Raw genomic sequence first — 15693 nt, forward strand, 5'->3', positions numbered from 1 at the left:
ATTCGCGAGGGTAAGGGCTGTGGTCAATTGCAAAATAAAAGGCTCTAAGTATGGGGACTTAGAGCCTTTATAAGCCATCTGTTGGATCGTTCAACCGATCATTTATCTCTTAACTGATCGGCATTACGCTTCGGCGTCCTTTTTCATTTTTGGCATTTGGAAAATAAAAAACAAAATTAAGTGCAATAAGAATTATTATCATTTATATTGCGGTTACGTTTGTTGCTTTGTGAGAGTAAAGATGTACGTTTGTGTCTGTCACGCCGTTTCGGATAAAACTATCCGTAAGCTTGCTTATGAGCAGGGTGTTAGGGATATACGCGGAATTAAAAAACTAACGCCTTTGGGTTTGTCATGTGGGAAGTGTGTCCCGATGGCGAAGGCAATTTTGCAAGATGCAAACGCAAACCCGCTTTATAAAGAAGCGGGCTGACCGAGTAGCATTATTCTGACACGGCAGGGGGCGCTCTAACGTCTATAGTTGATAGACATTCAAAAGGAGCGCCGCCATGAAAGCCGATCCCATCATTATCCAACACCTCAACAAAATCCTCGCCAACGAACTGATTGCGATTAACCAGTATTTTTTGCACGCGCGAATGTACAAGGACTGGGGGCTCAAGGTTCTTGCGGACAAAGAGTATGAAGAATCTATTGATGAGATGAAGCACGCCGATCATCTGATTGAGCGTATTTTGTTTCTGGAAGGACTGCCGAATATGCAGCACCTGGGTAAACTGCGTATCGGCGAAGACACTCAGGAAATGCTGGAGTGCGACCTGGCTTTAGAGATGGATGCTATCCCTGATCTGCGTGATGCTATCCAATATGCAGAGAGCGTGAGGGACTATGTGTCACGGGATCTGTTTCAGGATATCCTTGAAGATGAAGAAGAGCACGTTGACTGGTTAGAGACTCAATTGGGATTAATTGATAAAGTTGGGATTCAGAATTACAACCAAGCGCAAATCATAGAGTGTGAGGATTGATGCGGGCTTGGATAGGCGAATTTACGGCTTTTGCGCCTTTTTCTGACTAATTTTTAAACACGGGTTGCAAAGCGAATTGTGATCTGTATAATGCCCCGCACTGCCTGAGACATTTGCTCTCATTGCTGCAGTTGTGAACCAATGAGCACAGGAGGAAGACCTGTCGTTGTAGGCTCTGCCTGACAAGGTCGGTAATGTATACTCCGCTTATGTTCGCAGTCATATAAAATGGCTGACAATGTATCAGATATTGATACTACGGTTTCACATAAATCAATCGGCATTCCCTTATTCTAATAAGGTTGAGTGGCGATATTGTTTGTGTAATTTTTTAATTTGGAGCTCTGTCTAATGCAGAACCAACGTATCCGTATCCGCCTGAAGGCTTTCGATCACCGTTTGATCGACCAGTCTACTGCGGAAATCGTTGAAACCGCTAAGCGCACTGGTGCGCAGGTACGTGGTCCAATCCCACTGCCAACTCGTAAAGAGCGCTTCACCGTTCTTATCTCTCCGCACGTAAACAAAGATGCACGTGACCAGTACGAAATCCGTACTCACAAGCGTCTGATCGACATCGTTGAGCCAACAGACAAAACTGTTGACGCTCTGATGCGTCTTGACCTTGCTGCGGGCGTTGATGTTCAAATCAGCCTGGGTTAAGAGGGGAGTTTAAAATGATTGGTCTAGTCGGTCGTAAAGTGGGCATGACTCGCATCTTCACTGAAGAAGGCGTTTCTATCCCTGTAACCGTTGTAGAAGTAGAAACTAACCGTGTAACTCAGGTACGTACTCCTGAAGTTGATGGTTACTCTGCTATCCAAGTTACTTCAGGTGTGAAGAAAGCAAGCCGCGTAACTAAGCCAGAAGCTGGTCACTTTGCGAAAGCAGGTGTTGAAGCTGGCCGTGGTCTGTGGGAATTCCGTCTGGAGAGCGGCGAAGAGTTCGAAGTTGGCGCTGAGCTGAACGTAGATCTGTTCGCAGAAATCAAAAAAGTAGACGTTACTGGCACATCTAAAGGTAAGGGCTTCCAAGGCGCTGTTAAGCGTTGGAATTTCCGTACTCAAGATATGACCCACGGTAACTCTTTGTCTCACCGTGCTCCTGGTTCAATTGGCCAATGTCAAACTCCAGGTCGCGTATTCAAAGGCAAGAAAATGGCAGGTCACATGGGTGCTGAGCAGGTAACTACTCAAAACCTAGAGATCGTACGTGTTGATGCTGAGCGCAAACTGCTTCTTATTAAAGGTGCAGTACCAGGCGCGACTGGCAGCAACGTGATCGTTAAACCAGCCGTTAAAGCGTAACGTCGAGGAGATAGTAATGGAATTGGTAGTAAAAGGCGCTGATGCGCTGACTGTTTCCGAAACTACCTTCGGGCGTGAGTTCAACGAAGCTCTGGTTCACCAAGTAGTTGTTGCATACGCAGCTGGTGCCCGTCAAGGTACTCGTGCGCAGAAGACTCGTTCAGACGTATCAGGTGGCGGTGCTAAGCCATGGCGTCAGAAGGGTACTGGTCGCGCCCGTGCAGGTACAATCCGTAGCCCACTGTGGCGTTCAGGCGGTGTAACTTTCGCAGCTCGTCCTCAGGACCACAGCCAGAAAGTTAACAAGAAAATGTACCGTGGTGCTCTGAAGAGCATCCTGTCTGAGCTGGTTCGTCAAGAGCGTCTGATCGTTGTTGATAACTTCTCAGTAGAAGCACCAAAAACTAAAGAGCTGATCGCTAAGCTGAATGAGCTTGAGCTGACAGAAGCTCTGATCGTAACTGCAGAAGTTGATGAGAACCTGTTCCTGGCAGCGCGCAACCTGTACAAGGTTGACGTTCGCGACGCAGCAGGCATCGACCCAGTTAGCCTGATCGCTTTCGACAAAGTAGTTATGACTGCAGCTGCAGTTAAGCAAGTTGAGGAGATGCTGGGATGATCACTGAAGAGCGTATCCTGAAAGTTCTACGTGCTCCGCACATCTCTGAAAAAGCAACCATGGCTGCTGAAAACGGTAACACTATCGTTTTCAAAGTAGCGATGAACGCGACTAAGAAAGAGATCAAGGCAGCAGTTGAGAAACTGTTCGAAGTTGAAGTGAAGTCTGTAAATACCCTGATCATGAAGGGTAAGACCAAACGTCAAGGTATGCGCCAAGGCCGTCGTTCAGACGTGAAAAAAGCGTACGTTATCTTGAAAGAAGGTCAAGACATCGACTTCGCTGGCGGCGCTGAGTAAGACGGAGGAGTAACAGAAAATGGCAATTGTTAAATGTAAGCCTACTTCACCGGGTCGTCGTCACGTTGTTAAAGTTGTTAACGCTGACCTGTACAAAGGTAAGCCTTACGCACCACTGCTGGAAAAAAACCAGAAGTCTGGTGGTCGTAACAACAACGGTCGTATCACAGTACGTCACATCGGTGGTGGTCATAAGCAACACTACCGTCTGGTTGACTTCAAACGTACTAAAGACGGCATCCCAGCGAAAGTTGAGCGTCTGGAATACGATCCAAACCGTAGCGCGAACATCGCACTGGTTCTGTACGCAGACGGTGAGCGTCGTTACATCATTGCACCTAAAGGCCTGAAAGCTGGCGACCAGATCCAATCTGGCGCAGATGCTGCGATCAAAGTAGGTAACACCCTACCAATGCGCAACATCCCAGTAGGTTCTACAGTTCACAACGTTGAACTGAAGCCTGGCAAAGGTGCACAGCTGGCTCGTTCAGCTGGTGCATACGCACAAATCGTAGCTCGCGATGGCGCATACGTAACTATTCGTCTGCGTTCTGGTGAGATGCGTAAAGTTCTTTCTGAAGGTCGTGCGACCATCGGTGAAGTTGGTAACGCAGAACACATGCTGCGTGAACTGGGTAAAGCAGGTGCTACTCGCTGGAAGGGCGTTCGTCCAACAGTACGTGGTGTTGCAATGAACCCAGTAGACCACCCACACGGTGGTGGTGAAGGTCGTACTTCGGGCGGTCGTCACCCAGTATCTCCTTGGGGTATGCCAACTAAAGGCTTCAAGACCCGTAAGAACAAACGTACCGACAAGTACATCGTACGTCGTCGTAACAAGTAATTTATATCAGAGGATAAGCCATGCCACGTTCTCTCAAGAAAGGTCCTTTTATTGACCTGCACTTGCTGAAGAAGGTAGAGAAAGCGGTGGAAAGCGGTGACAAGAAGCCTGTTAAGACTTGGTCCCGTCGTTCAATGATCATCCCTCAGATGATCGGTTTGACCATCGCTGTCCATAATGGTCGTCAGCACGTACCTGTTTTCATCACTGATGAGATGATCGGTCACAAGCTGGGCGAATTTGCACCAACACGTACTTATCGCGGCCACGCTGCAGATAAGAAAGCTAAGAAGCGTTAAGGAGTTAAGATATGGAAGCTATTGCTAAACATCGCTTTGCTCGTATTTCGCCTCAGAAAGCACGTTTGGTAGCAGACCAAGTGCGCGGTAAAAACGTTGCACAAGCAATCGAGATCCTGACTTTCAGCGACAAAAAAGCTGCAGATCTGATCAAGAAAGTGCTGGAGTCTGCAATTGCAAACGCTGAGCATAACGAAGGCGCAGACATCGATGAGCTGTCTGTAGCGAAAATCTTCGTTGACGAAGGCCCAGTCATGAAGCGCATCATGCCTCGTGCAAAAGGCCGTGCCGATCGCATCTTGAAGCGTTCTAGCCACATCACTGTTGTTGTAGCAGACCGCTAAGAGACGAGGAGAGAAAGCAATGGGTCAAAAAGTACATCCTAATGGTATTCGTCTTGGCATCTGTAAGCCTTGGAATTCCACTTGGTTTGCTAACAGCCAAGATTTCGCTGACAACCTAGACGGCGACTTCAAGGTACGTCAGTTCCTGACAAAAGAACTGTCTAAAGCGTCTGTTTCTCGTATCGTTATCGAGCGTCCAGCGAAGAGCATCCGTGTGACTATTCACACTGCTCGCCCAGGCGTTGTTATCGGTAAGAAAGGCGAAGACGTAGAAAAACTGCGCGCTCGCGTTGCTCAAATCGCTGGTGTTCCAGCGCAAATCAACATCTCAGAAGTACGCAAGCCTGAGCTTGACGCACAACTGGTTGGTGACAGCATCGCGTCTCAGCTAGAGCGTCGTGTTATGTTCCGTCGCGCTATGAAGCGTGCGGTACAAAACGCAATGCGTCTGGGTGCCAAGGGTATCAAAGTGGAAGTAAGCGGCCGTCTTGGCGGTGCTGAAATCGCTCGTACCGAGTGGTACCGTGAAGGCCGTGTGCCACTGCACACTCTTCGTGCTGACATTGATTACGCAACTTCTTCGGCTCACACCACTTACGGTGTAATTGGTATTAAAGTTTGGATCTTCAAAGGTGAAGTTCTGGGCGGCATGCCAGTAGCAGAGCCACAGGCTGACAAGCCTAAGAAGCAGCGTAAAGGCCGTAAGTAAGGAGTCTATCGATGCTTCAACCAAAACGTACTAAGTTCCGCAAGACTTTTAAAGGTCGTAACCGCGGTCTTGCTGCCGGTACTGACGTAAGCTTCGGTACCTTCGGCCTGAAAGCTGTAGGTCGTGGTCGTATCACTGCACGTCAGATCGAAGCTGCACGTCGTGCTATGACTCGTCACATCAAGCGTCAGGGTCAAATCTGGATCCGTGTATTCCCAGACAAGCCAATCACTACCAAGCCACTGGAAGTTCGTCAGGGTAAAGGTAAGGGTTCTGTGAGCTACTGGGTTGCACAAATCCAACCAGGTAAAGTCCTGTACGAAATGGATGGTGTTTCTGAAACCCTAGCTCGTGAAGCATTTGATCTTGCTGCACGTAAGCTACCAATCAAAACCACTTTCGTAACTAAGGCGGTGATGTGATGAAAGCACAAGAACTTCGCGAAAAGAGCGTTGAGCAGCTGAACGAAGAACTGCTGGGTCTGCTGCGTGAGCAATTCAACCTGCGCATGCAAGCGGCAACTGGTCAACTTCAGCAAACTCACACTCTGAAGAACGTTCGTCGCGATATCGCACGTGTTAAAACCGTTCTGAACCAGAAGGGCAACGCATAATGAGCGACAAAATCCGTACTCAACAAGGTCGTGTAGTTAGCGACAAGATGGATAAATCTATCGTTGTTGCGATTGAGCGTTTTGTAAAACACCCAATCTACGGTAAGTTTGTTCGTCAAACTACTAAACTGCACGTTCACGATGAAAACAACGAGTGCGCCCAAGGCGACAAAGTTGAGATCCGTGAGTGTCGTCCACTGTCTAAGAAAAAATCTTGGACTCTGGTACGCGTAGTTGAGAAAGCACGCCTGTAAGGCAAGCTTTCCAGCGGTAAAATCAAAACGGCTCCTGAATTTGGGGCCGTTTATTTTTTATCTACCCATATTAAAAAAATAGTGTTATTATTCGCCGCCCTTGTAATGAGGCAGCCCGACCCGTGATGGGTCTAGATGTAATAACAGCGGAGCACTAACCATGATCCAAATGCAAAGTATGCTGGATGCAGCCGATAACTCCGGCGCTCGTAGCGTAATGTGTATTAAGGTGCTGGGTGGTTCACACCGTCGCTACGCCCATATCGGCGACGTCATCAAAGTTACCGTTAAAGATGCAATTCCACGCGGTAAAGTTAAAAAAGGTGATGTTCTGAAGGCGGTTGTAGTTCGCACCCGTAAAGGCGTTCGTCGTCCAGACGGCTCTGTCATTCGCTTCGACCGTAATGCTTGCGTACTGTTGAACAACACTACTGAGCAACCAATCGGTACTCGTATCTTTGGCCCTGTGACACGTGAGCTTCGTGGCGATAAGTTCATGAAGATTGTGTCTCTGGCGCCAGAAGTTCTGTAAGGAGCGGTTAAAATGGCAGCTAAAATCCGTCGTAACGACGAAGTTATCGTTCTTGCCGGTAAAGATAAAGGCAAGAAAGGTAAAGTAACTAAGGTTCTGACCACTGGTAAAGTTATCGTTGAAGGTATCAACCTGGTTAAGAAACACCAGAAGCCTGTTCCGGCTCTGGGCATCCAAGGCGGCATCGTAGAAAAAGAAGCTGCAGTGGACGTTTCTAACGTTGCTATCTACAACGCGGCAACTGGTAAAGCAGACCGTGTAGGCTTCCGATTCGAAGACGGCAAAAAAGTTCGTTTCTTCAAATCGAATGGCGAAATTATTTAAGTAATTCTGGAGTAGTACACTATGGCGAAACTGCATGATTACTACAAAGAGACTGTTGTAAAAGAACTGACTGAAAAGTTCGAATACAAGAGTATCATGCAAGTCCCAAGGATCGAAAAGATCACCCTGAACATGGGTGTGGGCGAAGCAATCAACGACAAAAAACTGCTGGAGAACGCGGCATCTGATCTGACTGCAATTTCAGGTCAAAAACCGCTGATCACTAAAGCACGTAAATCAGTTGCTGGCTTCAAGATCCGTGAGGGCTACCCAATTGGCTGTAAAGTAACCCTGCGTGGCGAGCGTATGTGGGAATTCCTGGAGCGTTTGATTTCTATCGCTCTTCCACGTGTGCGTGACTTCCGTGGCGTTAACTCGAAATCATTCGACGGTCGCGGTAACTACAGCATGGGCGTTCGTGAGCAAATCATCTTCCCAGAGATCGACTACGACAAAGTAGATCGTATCCGTGGTCTTGATATTACTATCACGACCTCTGCGGCGACTGATGAGGAAGGTCAAGCTCTGCTGGCTGCCTTTAACTTCCCATTCCGTAAGTAAGGTGAAGGGTTACTGTAATGGCTAAGCAATCAATGAAAGCGCGCGAAGTTAAACGCGCGAAGCTGGTAGCAAAGTTCGCTGAAAAGCGCGCTGCTCTTAAAGCTATCATCAAAAACGTGAACGCGTCTGAAGAAGAGCGTTGGGATGCAGTCCTGAAGCTTCAAACTCTACCGCGTGATTCTGCTAAGTCTCGTCAGCGTAACCGCTGTAACCAGACTGGTCGTCCACATGGCTACCTGCGTAAATTCGGCCTGAGCCGAATCAAGGTTCGTGAAGCTTGCATGAAAGGCGAGATTCCGGGTCTGCGTAAGGCAAGCTGGTAATTGAATCACGGGAGTAAAGACTTATGAGCATGCAAGATCCGATTTCGGATATGCTGACCCGCATCCGCAACGGTCAGGCAGCAACCAAAGTTGCTGTTAAGATGCCTTCGTCAAAGCTGAAAGTGGCAATTGCTGAGCTGCTGAAAGCTGAAGGTTATGTGGCTGACTACGCTGTTTCTGGCGACGTTAAGCCTGAGCTGGAAGTTACTCTGAAGTACTTCGAAGCCAAACCAGTTATCGAGCAAATCCAACGTGTTAGCCGTCCAGGCCTGCGCATCTATAAGAAAAAAGATGAGCTGCCTTCTGTGATGGGTGGACTGGGTATTGCTGTAGTATCAACTTCTAAAGGTTTGATGACCGACCGTGCAGCTCGCAAAGCGGGTCTGGGCGGCGAGATCATCTGCTACGTAGCATAAGGAGTAGGATATGTCTCGTGTTGCAAAAGCACCCGTAGTTATTCCTGCCGGCGTAGAGGTGAAACTTAACGGTCAGGAAATCACTGTTAAGGGTAGCAAGGGTGAACTGACCCGCGTTATCAACGACGCAGTGGTAGTAAGCCAAGAAGACAACGCTATCGTGTTTGCACCACGTGAAGGTATTGTGAAAGCTAACGCTCAAGCAGGTACCGCACGTGCACTGGTAAACAACATGGTTGTTGGTGTTACTGAAGGCTATACCAAGAAACTGATCCTGAAAGGTGTTGGTTACCGTGCTTCTATGAAGGGTAATGCAGTAGCTCTGACTCTGGGCTTCTCACACCCTGTTGAGCATGAACTGCCTGCAGGTATCAAAGCAGAATGCCCAAGCCAAACTGAGATTGTTCTGACTGGTACAGACAAACAATTGATTGGTCAAGTAGCTGCTGACATCCGCGCATACCGTCAGCCAGAGCCTTACAAAGGCAAAGGCATTCGTTACTCTGACGAAGTTGTGCGTTCTAAAGAAGCTAAGAAGAAGTAAGGTAACACTATGGATAAGAAAATTGCTCGTATCCGTCGTGCGACCCGAGCACGTCGCAAGATTGCAGAACTGGGTGCGACTCGCCTGGTGGTACACCGTACTCCACGTCACGTGTACGCACAGGTTATCGCAGCTAACGGCTCCGAAGTAATCGCAGCTGCTTCTACCGTAGAAAAAGCGATCCGTGAGCAAGTGAAGAGCACCGGTAACAAAGAAGCCGCTGCAGCAGTAGGTAAAGCTGTTGCTCAGCGCGCGATGGAAAAAGGCATCGAAACTGTTGCTTTTGACCGTTCCGGTTTCCAATACCACGGCCGCGTGGCTGCACTGGCAGATGCTGCCCGTGAAGCTGGTCTGAAATTCTAAGGTAGGCGGAAAGATGGCTAACGATAAACAACAAAGTGATTTGCATGAGAAGCTGATTGCTGTTAACCGTGTATCTAAGACGGTTAAAGGTGGTCGCATCTTCAGCTTCACCGCTCTGACTGTAGTTGGTGATGGCAATGGTCGCGTAGGTTTCGGTTACGGTAAAGCCCGTGAAGTACCTGCAGCTATCCAAAAATCAATGGAAAAAGCGCGTCGTAACATGACTACTATCGCGCTGAACGACGGTACTCTGCACCACGCTGTTAAAGGTCGCCACACTGGTTCTAAAGTGTACATGCAACCTGCTTCAGAAGGTACAGGTATCATCGCAGGTGGTGCGATGCGTGCAGTTCTGGAAGTTGCGGGTGTTCGCAACGTTCTGGCAAAAGCATATGGTTCTACCAACCCAATCAACATCGTTCGTGCAACGATCGATGGCCTGGGTGGTATGAAGTCTCCAGAAATGGTTGCTGCTAAGCGCGGTCTGCCAGTAAACGAAATTCTGGGGTAATCGACATGGCTAAAACAATCAAAGTAACTCAGACTCGTAGCTCAATCGGTCGTTTGCCGAAACACAAAGCTACCCTGCGTGGCTTGGGCCTACGTCGCATCAACCACACTGTTGAACTTGAAGACACTGCTTGCGTACGCGGCATGATCAATCAAGTTTACTACATGGTTAAAGTGGAGGAGTAATCACAATGCGTCTGAATACTCTATCTCCGGCTGCGGGTTCAAAGCCTTCTAAGAAGCGCGTTGGCCGTGGTATCGGTTCAGGCCTGGGCAAAACTGGTGGCCGTGGTCACAAAGGTCAGAAATCACGTTCAGGTGGTTCTGTACGCCCAGGTTTCGAAGGCGGTCAAATGCCTTTGAAACAGCGTCTGCCAAAATTTGGTTTTACTTCTCGCAAGAGCCTGACTGCAGCTGAAGTTCGCCTGAGCGAACTGGCTAAAGTTGAAGGTGACGTAGTAAGCCTGGAGACTCTGAAAGCTGCAAACATCATCACTAAAGACATCCGTACGGCGAAAATCGTACTGTCTGGTGAGATTGCACGTTCAGTGACTGTGAAAGGTCTGCGCGTTACTAAAGGCGCTCAAGCTGCAATCGAAGCTGCTGGCGGTAAAATCGAGGAATAATTAGCTCGAGGACGAGGTACAGATGGCAAAACAACCAGGACAAAATTTTAGTAGTGCAAAAGGTGGACTTGCGGAATTGAAAAGCCGTCTACTCTTTGTGGTAGGTGCGTTGCTCGTATTCCGTGCCGGTTCTTTTGTGCCAATTCCTGGTATTGACGCTGCTGTACTTGCCGATCTGTTCGAACAGCAACAAGGTACCATCATTGAACTGTTTAACATGTTCTCTGGTGGTGCTCTTGAGCGTGCCTCTATCCTGGCGTTGGGCATCATGCCGTATATTTCGGCATCGATTATAGTTCAGCTGCTTACGGTAGTTCACCCAGCCTTGGCTGAGTTGAAAAAAGAGGGGGAGTCTGGCCGTCGTAAGATTAGTCAGTACACCCGCTACGGTACGCTGGTATTGGCAACGTTTCAGGCGATTGGTATCGCCACGGGCTTGCCAAGTATGATTCCAGGGCTCGTGGTTAACCCGGGCTTTGGTTTCTACTTTACCGCTGTCGTGAGCTTGGTCACCGGCACCATGTTCTTGATGTGGTTAGGTGAGCAGATCACAGAGCGTGGTATCGGTAACGGTATATCCCTGATTATTTTCGCGGGTATCGTTGCAGGGCTACCATCCGCTATCGGACAAACAGCCGAGCAAGCGCGTCAAGGTGAATTGCACGTGCTTCTTCTTCTGTTGATTGCGGTAATTGCATTCGCAGTAATTGCGTTCGTAGTGTTTGTAGAGCGTGGTCAGCGTCGTATCGTCGTTAACTATGCAAAGCGTCAACAAGGCCGTCGTGTCTTCGCAGCGCAAAGCACTCACTTGCCACTGAAATTAAACATGGCAGGCGTGATTCCAGCGATTTTTGCATCAAGTATTATCCTGTTTCCAGGCACTTTGGCCCAATGGTTTGGTCAGAGTGAACAGCTAGGCTGGCTATCTGATGTGTCTTTGGCACTCAGCCCAGGTCAACCTCTGTATGTAATCCTTTATGCTGCAGCGATTATCTTCTTCTGTTTCTTCTACACGGCGTTGGTTTTCAACCCGCGTGAGACAGCGGACAATCTGAAGAAGTCTGGTGCATTCGTACCTGGTATTCGCCCGGGCGAGCAGACTGCGAAGTACATAGATAAAGTAATGACTCGACTTACCCTCGCGGGTGCGTTGTATATCACCTTTATCTGTCTGATCCCCGAGTTCATGATGATTGCTTGGAACGTACGCTTCTATTTTGGCGGAACTTCCCTACTTATCGTAGTTGTAGTAATCATGGACTTTATGGCTCAAGTTCAGACACATCTGATGTCTCAACAATATGAGTCCGTGTTGAAGAAAGCCAATCTGAAAGGCTACGGCCGTTAACAGATTGACATTTACGGAGTTTAGCAATGAAAGTTCGTGCTTCCGTTAAGAAAATCTGCCGTAACTGTAAAGTTATCAAGCGTAACGGTGTTGTTCGCGTGATTTGCAGTGAGCCAAAGCACAAGCAGCGCCAAGGCTAATAGCAGAATATTTTTCTTGCAAAATTTAGGCAGGCTGGCTACATTAGCCAGCCCACCTTTTGTGTGTGCAAAAGAAGTGGTATAGCCGCTGCGTATCCTAGACGGGCTCTGCAGCGGTTCTTCTTGATAAAGTACTAGGAGTGAATAGTGGCCCGTATTGCAGGCATTAACATTCCTGATCAAAAGCATGCCGTAATCGCACTGACTGCGATCTACGGTATCGGTAAGACCCGTTCAAAAGCTATCCTGGCTGAGACTGGTATTGCTGAAAGCACTAAGATCAGTGAACTAACTGAAGAGCAGATCGATCTACTGCGTGATGGCGTTGCCAAGTACACCGTAGAAGGTGATCTACGTCGTGAAGTTTCCATGAACATCAAGCGTCTGATGGACCTTGGTTGTTACCGCGGTCTGCGTCATCGTCGCAGCTTGCCACTACGTGGCCAGCGCACGAAGACCAATGCTCGTACCCGTAAGGGTCCGCGCAAGCCGATCAAGAAATAATCGGGGTAGGTTAATACTATGGCTAAACAACCAAATCGCGCACGTAAACGCGTACGCAAGCAAGTTGCTGATGGCGTCGCGCATATCCATGCGTCTTTCAACAACACAATCGTAACCATTACCGACCGTCAAGGTAACGCTCTTGCATGGGCAACTGCAGGTGGTTCTGGTTTCCGTGGTTCTCGTAAATCAACTCCGTTCGCTGCACAGGTTGCTGCTGAGCGTTGTGGTGAGATGGCTAAAGAATATGGCCTGAAGAACCTGGAAGTTATGGTTAAGGGCCCAGGTCCAGGCCGCGAATCTACTATTCGCGCTCTGAACGCGGCTGGTTTCCGTATCACTAACATTGTTGATGCGACTCCAATCCCACATAACGGTTGTCGTCCACCTAAGAAACGTCGCGTATAACGCTGTTTCTTAGAATTCTGGAGAAAGATCATGGCAAGATATTTGGGTCCTAAGCTGAAGCTTAGCCGTCGCGAAGGTACTGACTTGTTCCTGAAGTCAGGCGTACGCGCGATTGATACCAAGTGTAAAATTGATAACGCCCCAGGCGTACACGGCGCACGTCGCGGCCGTCTGTCTGACTATGGCGTTCAGCTTCGTGAGAAGCAAAAAGTTCGTCGTATGTACGGCGTACTGGAAAAACAATTCCGTAACTACTATAAAGATGCTGCACGCCTGAAAGGCAACACAGGTGAAAACCTGCTGCAACTTCTTGAAGGTCGTCTGGACAACGTAGTTTACCGCATGGGCTTCGGTGCAACTCGCGCAGAAGCACGTCAGCTGGTAAGCCACAAAGCGATCCTGGTTAACGGCAAAGTGGTTAACGTTCCTTCTTTCAACGTAACTGCAAACGACGTAGTTAGCGTTCGTGAGAAAGCTAAGAACCAAGCACGCATCAAAGCAGCACTTGAAATCGCTGCTCAGCGCGAGCTGCCAACTTGGATCGAAGTAGACAGCAACAAAATGGAAGGCACTTTCAAGCGTCTGCCAGAGCGTTCAGATTTGTCTGCTGACATCAACGAACACCTGATCGTCGAGCTTTACTCTAAGTAAGGCTAAACTAAAGAGAGGACACAATGCAGGGTTCTGTAACAGAATTTCTTAAGCCGCGTCTGGTTGACATCGAACAAGTTAGCTCGACGCACGCAAAAGTAACTCTTGAGCCGCTAGAGCGTGGCTTTGGTCACACCCTAGGTAATGCTCTACGTCGCATCCTACTGTCGTCTATGCCTGGTTGCGCAGTGACTGAAGTAGAGATTGATGGCGTGTTGCACGAGTACAGCACCAAAGAGGGCGTACAGGAAGACATCCTGGAAATCCTACTTAACCTTAAAGGCCTTGCCGTTAAGGTAGAGGGTAAAGATGAAGTTATCCTTACTCTGAATAAGTCTGGTGCAGGCCCTGTTGTTGCAGGCGACATCACCCACGACGGTGGTGTTGAGATTGCGAACCCAGAACACGTAATCTGCCATCTGACAGATTCAAATGCTGAAATCAGCATGCGAATCAAGGTAGAACGTGGTCGCGGCTACGTACCAGCGTCAGCGCGTATTCACACTGAAGAAGACGAGCGTCCAATCGGCCGTCTGCTTGTAGATGCAACGTTCAGCCCAGTAGACCGTATTGCTTACAATGTTGAAGCAGCACGTGTTGAACAGCGTACCGACCTCGACAAGCTGGTTATCGATATGGAAACCAACGGTACGCTTGATCCTGAGGAAGCGATCCGTCGCGCAGCAACTATTCTTGCTGAGCAACTGGATGCATTCGTAGATCTGCGTGATGTACGAGTTCCTGAAGAGAAAGAAGAGAAGCCAGAGTTCGATCCGATCCTACTGCGTCCTGTAGACGATCTTGAACTAACTGTTCGCTCTGCTAACTGTTTGAAAGCAGAAGCGATCCACTACATCGGTGATCTGGTACAGCGTACTGAGGTTGAGCTTCTTAAGACGCCTAACCTTGGTAAGAAGTCTTTGACTGAAATTAAAGACGTGCTGGCTTCACGTGGTCTGTCTCTGGGTATGCGCCTGGAAAACTGGCCGCCAGCATCAATCGCTGAAGATTAATCAGATTCTGATTACTTAGTTAGAAGGATTAGGTCATGCGCCATCGTAAGAGTGGTCGTCAACTCAATCGCAACAGCAGTCATCGTAAAGCGATGTTCAGCAACATGGCTAGCTCTCTGGTAACTCACGAAGTTATCAAAACTACTCTGCCTAAGGCAAAAGAGCTGCGTCGCGTAATTGAGCCATTGATTACCCTAGCAAAGAACGACAGTGTTGCTAACCGTCGTCTTGCATTCGCTCGCACTCGTAACGACGAAGTTGTAGCGAAGCTGTTCAACGAACTGGGTCCACGTTTTGCCTCTCGTGCAGGCGGTTACACTCGCATTCTGAAATGCGGTGTACGTGCCGGCGACAAAGCCCCTATGGCTTACATCGAGTTGGTAGATCGTCCAGAGACAGCTGCAGAAGAAGCAGCTGAGTAATCTCGGTCGGTTCGAATAAGAAGCCAGGCTTTTAGCCTGGCTTTTTATTTATCTGCTTTTTGTTCATCATTAACTCTAAACCTGTGTTTTGGAAGATATGCTTGACTGCATAAGGCGACGCCTCAGGATTTTCTACTTCTACTTCTACTTCTACTTCTACTTCTACTTCTACTTCTACTTCTACTTCTACTTCTACTTCTACTTCTACTTCTACTTCTACTTCTACTTCTACTTCACTCAACTAAAATCTCTATCTCTATCTCTATCTCTATCTCTATCTCTATCTCTATCTCTATCTCTATCTCTATCTCTATCTCTATCTTTCTACAGTCAGCTGAGATATCACTTCATTGTGGAGGTTTCGTAGTACCAAAAACATTTGGAGTAGGAGAGGGGAACTGGTCACAAGAGTACTTAGAGGGCAGTTATGCACAGTCATTTGTGTGCTTCGTGTGGGTAAAATGTGCAGAAATAAGGCTTTCGGGTGAAGAGTGACCAAATGAGCCGATTTATACAAAAAACTTAAAAAAGACCTTGCCAAGATTTTGAACCTCCCTATAATGCCGCTCACCGACACGGAGAGCGGCTTCCTCTGCGGAAACAGTCACTGAATCGGTACGGCGAAAAGCCTCAAAATTGATTCGAAATAAACGCTTGACGCGCTGTTTCGAATCAGTAAAATGGCCGCCCGCTTCAACGGAAAAATGTCCGCTTGAGGCAAGTCAACAAGA

Annotated in this window: 31 protein-coding genes; 30 read left to right on the forward strand and 1 reads right to left on the reverse strand. The window is 48.3% G+C overall.

Annotated features, from left to right (window positions below):
* The first annotated feature begins 241 nt into the window (after positions 1-241).
* From KU854_RS24085 to rplQ, 30 genes are all read left to right on the forward strand, one after another.
* Positions 242-433: a (2Fe-2S)-binding protein gene (locus tag KU854_RS24085; protein WP_218360793.1), complete on the forward strand. Its 192-nt coding sequence runs from the start codon at positions 242-244 to the stop codon at positions 431-433.
* 76 nt (positions 434-509) lie between these two features.
* Positions 510-989 carry a bacterioferritin gene (bfr, locus tag KU854_RS24090; RefSeq protein ID WP_218360794.1) on the forward strand — a complete coding sequence of 160 codons (480 nt, stop codon included), beginning with the start codon at positions 510-512 and terminating at the stop codon, positions 987-989.
* A gap of 351 nt (positions 990-1340) precedes the next feature.
* Positions 1341-1652 (forward strand): 30S ribosomal protein S10, encoded by a 312-nt coding sequence (rpsJ, locus tag KU854_RS24095; RefSeq protein WP_005501283.1) that lies wholly within the window; start codon positions 1341-1343, stop codon positions 1650-1652.
* A 14-nt stretch (positions 1653-1666) separates the two neighbouring features.
* Complete coding sequence (gene rplC, locus KU854_RS24100) at positions 1667-2296, forward strand: 50S ribosomal protein L3 (protein ID WP_054780642.1); 630 nt, start codon at positions 1667-1669, stop codon at positions 2294-2296.
* Between the two features lie 16 nt (positions 2297-2312).
* A complete protein-coding gene (gene rplD, locus KU854_RS24105; RefSeq protein ID WP_054780643.1) occupies positions 2313-2915 on the forward strand; it encodes a 50S ribosomal protein L4 in 603 nt (200 codons plus the stop codon).
* Entirely contained in the window at positions 2912-3214 is a 303-nt protein-coding gene (gene rplW, locus KU854_RS24110) for a 50S ribosomal protein L23 (RefSeq protein ID WP_054780644.1), read from the forward strand. Before rplD ends, rplW begins: the two co-directional genes overlap by 4 nt.
* 19 nt (positions 3215-3233) lie before the next feature.
* Positions 3234-4058: a 50S ribosomal protein L2 gene (gene rplB / locus KU854_RS24115; RefSeq protein WP_218360795.1), complete on the forward strand. Its 825-nt coding sequence runs from the start codon at positions 3234-3236 to the stop codon at positions 4056-4058.
* A 20-nt stretch (positions 4059-4078) separates the two neighbouring features.
* Positions 4079-4357, forward strand: coding sequence for a 30S ribosomal protein S19 (rpsS, locus tag KU854_RS24120; RefSeq protein ID WP_002541417.1), 279 nt, complete (start codon positions 4079-4081; stop codon positions 4355-4357).
* Between the two features lie 11 nt (positions 4358-4368).
* Positions 4369-4701: a 50S ribosomal protein L22 gene (gene rplV / locus KU854_RS24125; protein WP_054780645.1), complete on the forward strand. Its 333-nt coding sequence runs from the start codon at positions 4369-4371 to the stop codon at positions 4699-4701.
* Positions 4702-4720: 19 nt separating this feature from the next.
* Complete coding sequence (rpsC, locus tag KU854_RS24130) at positions 4721-5410, forward strand: 30S ribosomal protein S3 (RefSeq protein WP_218360796.1); 690 nt, start codon at positions 4721-4723, stop codon at positions 5408-5410.
* 11 nt (positions 5411-5421) lie between these two features.
* Positions 5422-5832 carry a 50S ribosomal protein L16 gene (gene rplP / locus KU854_RS24135; RefSeq protein WP_218360797.1) on the forward strand — a complete coding sequence of 137 codons (411 nt, stop codon included), beginning with the start codon at positions 5422-5424 and terminating at the stop codon, positions 5830-5832.
* A complete protein-coding gene (gene rpmC / locus KU854_RS24140) occupies positions 5832-6023 on the forward strand; it encodes a 50S ribosomal protein L29 (protein WP_002541421.1) in 192 nt (63 codons plus the stop codon). Before rplP ends, rpmC begins: the two co-directional genes overlap by 1 nt.
* The gene (rpsQ, locus tag KU854_RS24145) at positions 6023-6277 is read left to right on the forward strand and encodes a 30S ribosomal protein S17 (RefSeq protein ID WP_218360798.1); all 255 of its coding nucleotides are present in this window, start codon (positions 6023-6025) and stop codon (positions 6275-6277) included. Before rpmC ends, rpsQ begins: the two co-directional genes overlap by 1 nt.
* 160 nt (positions 6278-6437) lie before the next feature.
* Complete coding sequence (rplN, locus tag KU854_RS24150) at positions 6438-6809, forward strand: 50S ribosomal protein L14 (protein WP_067418550.1); 372 nt, start codon at positions 6438-6440, stop codon at positions 6807-6809.
* A 12-nt stretch (positions 6810-6821) separates the two neighbouring features.
* Positions 6822-7133 (forward strand): 50S ribosomal protein L24, encoded by a 312-nt coding sequence (rplX, locus tag KU854_RS24155; protein WP_054780650.1) that lies wholly within the window; start codon positions 6822-6824, stop codon positions 7131-7133.
* A gap of 21 nt (positions 7134-7154) precedes the next feature.
* The gene (rplE, locus tag KU854_RS24160) at positions 7155-7694 is read left to right on the forward strand and encodes a 50S ribosomal protein L5 (RefSeq protein WP_054780651.1); all 540 of its coding nucleotides are present in this window, start codon (positions 7155-7157) and stop codon (positions 7692-7694) included.
* Positions 7695-7711: 17 nt separating this feature from the next.
* Entirely contained in the window at positions 7712-8017 is a 306-nt protein-coding gene (gene rpsN / locus KU854_RS24165; RefSeq protein WP_002541426.1) for a 30S ribosomal protein S14, read from the forward strand.
* 23 nt (positions 8018-8040) lie between these two features.
* Complete coding sequence (rpsH, locus tag KU854_RS24170) at positions 8041-8433, forward strand: 30S ribosomal protein S8 (protein ID WP_218360799.1); 393 nt, start codon at positions 8041-8043, stop codon at positions 8431-8433.
* Between the two features lie 10 nt (positions 8434-8443).
* Positions 8444-8977: a 50S ribosomal protein L6 gene (gene rplF / locus KU854_RS24175; RefSeq protein ID WP_054780653.1), complete on the forward strand. Its 534-nt coding sequence runs from the start codon at positions 8444-8446 to the stop codon at positions 8975-8977.
* A gap of 9 nt (positions 8978-8986) precedes the next feature.
* Positions 8987-9340, forward strand: coding sequence for a 50S ribosomal protein L18 (rplR, locus tag KU854_RS24180; RefSeq protein ID WP_054780654.1), 354 nt, complete (start codon positions 8987-8989; stop codon positions 9338-9340).
* Between the two features lie 13 nt (positions 9341-9353).
* Positions 9354-9851 (forward strand): 30S ribosomal protein S5, encoded by a 498-nt coding sequence (gene rpsE / locus KU854_RS24185; RefSeq protein ID WP_218360800.1) that lies wholly within the window; start codon positions 9354-9356, stop codon positions 9849-9851.
* 5 nt (positions 9852-9856) lie between these two features.
* Positions 9857-10036 carry a 50S ribosomal protein L30 gene (gene rpmD / locus KU854_RS24190; RefSeq protein ID WP_002541431.1) on the forward strand — a complete coding sequence of 60 codons (180 nt, stop codon included), beginning with the start codon at positions 9857-9859 and terminating at the stop codon, positions 10034-10036.
* Positions 10037-10041: 5 nt separating this feature from the next.
* The gene (gene rplO / locus KU854_RS24195) at positions 10042-10476 is read left to right on the forward strand and encodes a 50S ribosomal protein L15 (protein ID WP_054780656.1); all 435 of its coding nucleotides are present in this window, start codon (positions 10042-10044) and stop codon (positions 10474-10476) included.
* Between the two features lie 22 nt (positions 10477-10498).
* Positions 10499-11824 carry a preprotein translocase subunit SecY gene (gene secY / locus KU854_RS24200; protein ID WP_218360801.1) on the forward strand — a complete coding sequence of 442 codons (1326 nt, stop codon included), beginning with the start codon at positions 10499-10501 and terminating at the stop codon, positions 11822-11824.
* Between the two features lie 26 nt (positions 11825-11850).
* Entirely contained in the window at positions 11851-11964 is a 114-nt protein-coding gene (gene rpmJ, locus KU854_RS24205) for a 50S ribosomal protein L36 (RefSeq protein ID WP_000868186.1), read from the forward strand.
* A 147-nt stretch (positions 11965-12111) separates the two neighbouring features.
* Complete coding sequence (gene rpsM / locus KU854_RS24210) at positions 12112-12468, forward strand: 30S ribosomal protein S13 (protein ID WP_002541533.1); 357 nt, start codon at positions 12112-12114, stop codon at positions 12466-12468.
* Positions 12469-12486: 18 nt separating this feature from the next.
* A complete protein-coding gene (rpsK, locus tag KU854_RS24215; RefSeq protein WP_002541534.1) occupies positions 12487-12876 on the forward strand; it encodes a 30S ribosomal protein S11 in 390 nt (129 codons plus the stop codon).
* Positions 12877-12906: 30 nt separating this feature from the next.
* Positions 12907-13527, forward strand: a complete 621-nt coding sequence (rpsD, locus tag KU854_RS24220) for a 30S ribosomal protein S4 (protein WP_218360802.1) — start codon at positions 12907-12909, stop codon at positions 13525-13527.
* Positions 13528-13550: 23 nt separating this feature from the next.
* The gene (locus KU854_RS24225) at positions 13551-14540 is read left to right on the forward strand and encodes a DNA-directed RNA polymerase subunit alpha (protein ID WP_002541536.1); all 990 of its coding nucleotides are present in this window, start codon (positions 13551-13553) and stop codon (positions 14538-14540) included.
* Between the two features lie 35 nt (positions 14541-14575).
* The gene (gene rplQ / locus KU854_RS24230) at positions 14576-14962 is read left to right on the forward strand and encodes a 50S ribosomal protein L17 (protein ID WP_002541538.1); all 387 of its coding nucleotides are present in this window, start codon (positions 14576-14578) and stop codon (positions 14960-14962) included.
* Positions 14963-14993: 31 nt separating this feature from the next.
* Here the strand turns inward: rplQ and KU854_RS24235 are convergent, their stop codons facing one another.
* A complete protein-coding gene (locus tag KU854_RS24235; protein WP_218360803.1) occupies positions 14994-15203 on the reverse strand; it encodes a hypothetical protein in 210 nt (69 codons plus the stop codon).
* Positions 15204-15693 lie beyond the last annotated feature (490 nt).

It is taken from the genome of Enterovibrio paralichthyis, assembly GCF_019209835.1.
GTDB classification, from domain to species: Bacteria; Pseudomonadota; Gammaproteobacteria; order Enterobacterales; family Vibrionaceae; genus Enterovibrio; species Enterovibrio paralichthyis.

Excerpts from the sequence above, each read along its gene's own strand:
- rplW (WP_054780644.1), top strand. The coding sequence starts at position 2,912 with ATGATCACTGAAGAGCGTATCCTGAAAGTTCTACGTGCTCCGCACATC.
- KU854_RS24225 (WP_002541536.1), top strand. The coding sequence starts at position 13,551 with ATGCAGGGTTCTGTAACAGAATTTCTTAAGCCGCGTCTGGTTGACATC.
- rplP (WP_218360797.1), top strand. The coding sequence starts at position 5,422 with ATGCTTCAACCAAAACGTACTAAGTTCCGCAAGACTTTTAAAGGTCGT.
- rpsH (WP_218360799.1), top strand. The coding sequence starts at position 8,041 with ATGAGCATGCAAGATCCGATTTCGGATATGCTGACCCGCATCCGCAAC.
- bfr (WP_218360794.1), top strand. The coding sequence starts at position 510 with ATGAAAGCCGATCCCATCATTATCCAACACCTCAACAAAATCCTCGCC.
- rplN (WP_067418550.1), top strand. The coding sequence starts at position 6,438 with ATGATCCAAATGCAAAGTATGCTGGATGCAGCCGATAACTCCGGCGCT.
- rplX (WP_054780650.1), top strand. The coding sequence starts at position 6,822 with ATGGCAGCTAAAATCCGTCGTAACGACGAAGTTATCGTTCTTGCCGGT.
- rplQ (WP_002541538.1), top strand. The coding sequence starts at position 14,576 with ATGCGCCATCGTAAGAGTGGTCGTCAACTCAATCGCAACAGCAGTCAT.
- rpsE (WP_218360800.1), top strand. The coding sequence starts at position 9,354 with ATGGCTAACGATAAACAACAAAGTGATTTGCATGAGAAGCTGATTGCT.
- rplO (WP_054780656.1), top strand. The coding sequence starts at position 10,042 with ATGCGTCTGAATACTCTATCTCCGGCTGCGGGTTCAAAGCCTTCTAAG.
- rplB (WP_218360795.1), top strand. The coding sequence starts at position 3,234 with ATGGCAATTGTTAAATGTAAGCCTACTTCACCGGGTCGTCGTCACGTT.
- rplV (WP_054780645.1), top strand. The coding sequence starts at position 4,369 with ATGGAAGCTATTGCTAAACATCGCTTTGCTCGTATTTCGCCTCAGAAA.
- rpsK (WP_002541534.1), top strand. The coding sequence starts at position 12,487 with ATGGCTAAACAACCAAATCGCGCACGTAAACGCGTACGCAAGCAAGTT.
- rplD (WP_054780643.1), top strand. The coding sequence starts at position 2,313 with ATGGAATTGGTAGTAAAAGGCGCTGATGCGCTGACTGTTTCCGAAACT.
- rpsN (WP_002541426.1), top strand. The coding sequence starts at position 7,712 with ATGGCTAAGCAATCAATGAAAGCGCGCGAAGTTAAACGCGCGAAGCTG.
- rpsQ (WP_218360798.1), top strand. The coding sequence starts at position 6,023 with ATGAGCGACAAAATCCGTACTCAACAAGGTCGTGTAGTTAGCGACAAG.
- KU854_RS24085 (WP_218360793.1), top strand. The coding sequence starts at position 242 with ATGTACGTTTGTGTCTGTCACGCCGTTTCGGATAAAACTATCCGTAAG.
- rplC (WP_054780642.1), top strand. The coding sequence starts at position 1,667 with ATGATTGGTCTAGTCGGTCGTAAAGTGGGCATGACTCGCATCTTCACT.
- rplE (WP_054780651.1), top strand. The coding sequence starts at position 7,155 with ATGGCGAAACTGCATGATTACTACAAAGAGACTGTTGTAAAAGAACTG.
- rpsC (WP_218360796.1), top strand. The coding sequence starts at position 4,721 with ATGGGTCAAAAAGTACATCCTAATGGTATTCGTCTTGGCATCTGTAAG.
- rpmJ (WP_000868186.1), top strand. The coding sequence starts at position 11,851 with ATGAAAGTTCGTGCTTCCGTTAAGAAAATCTGCCGTAACTGTAAAGTT.
- secY (WP_218360801.1), top strand. The coding sequence starts at position 10,499 with ATGGCAAAACAACCAGGACAAAATTTTAGTAGTGCAAAAGGTGGACTT.
- rpsJ (WP_005501283.1), top strand. The coding sequence starts at position 1,341 with ATGCAGAACCAACGTATCCGTATCCGCCTGAAGGCTTTCGATCACCGT.
- rpmD (WP_002541431.1), top strand. The coding sequence starts at position 9,857 with ATGGCTAAAACAATCAAAGTAACTCAGACTCGTAGCTCAATCGGTCGT.
- rpsD (WP_218360802.1), top strand. The coding sequence starts at position 12,907 with ATGGCAAGATATTTGGGTCCTAAGCTGAAGCTTAGCCGTCGCGAAGGT.
- rplR (WP_054780654.1), top strand. The coding sequence starts at position 8,987 with ATGGATAAGAAAATTGCTCGTATCCGTCGTGCGACCCGAGCACGTCGC.
- rpsS (WP_002541417.1), top strand. The coding sequence starts at position 4,079 with ATGCCACGTTCTCTCAAGAAAGGTCCTTTTATTGACCTGCACTTGCTG.
- rpmC (WP_002541421.1), top strand. The coding sequence starts at position 5,832 with ATGAAAGCACAAGAACTTCGCGAAAAGAGCGTTGAGCAGCTGAACGAA.
- rplF (WP_054780653.1), top strand. The coding sequence starts at position 8,444 with ATGTCTCGTGTTGCAAAAGCACCCGTAGTTATTCCTGCCGGCGTAGAG.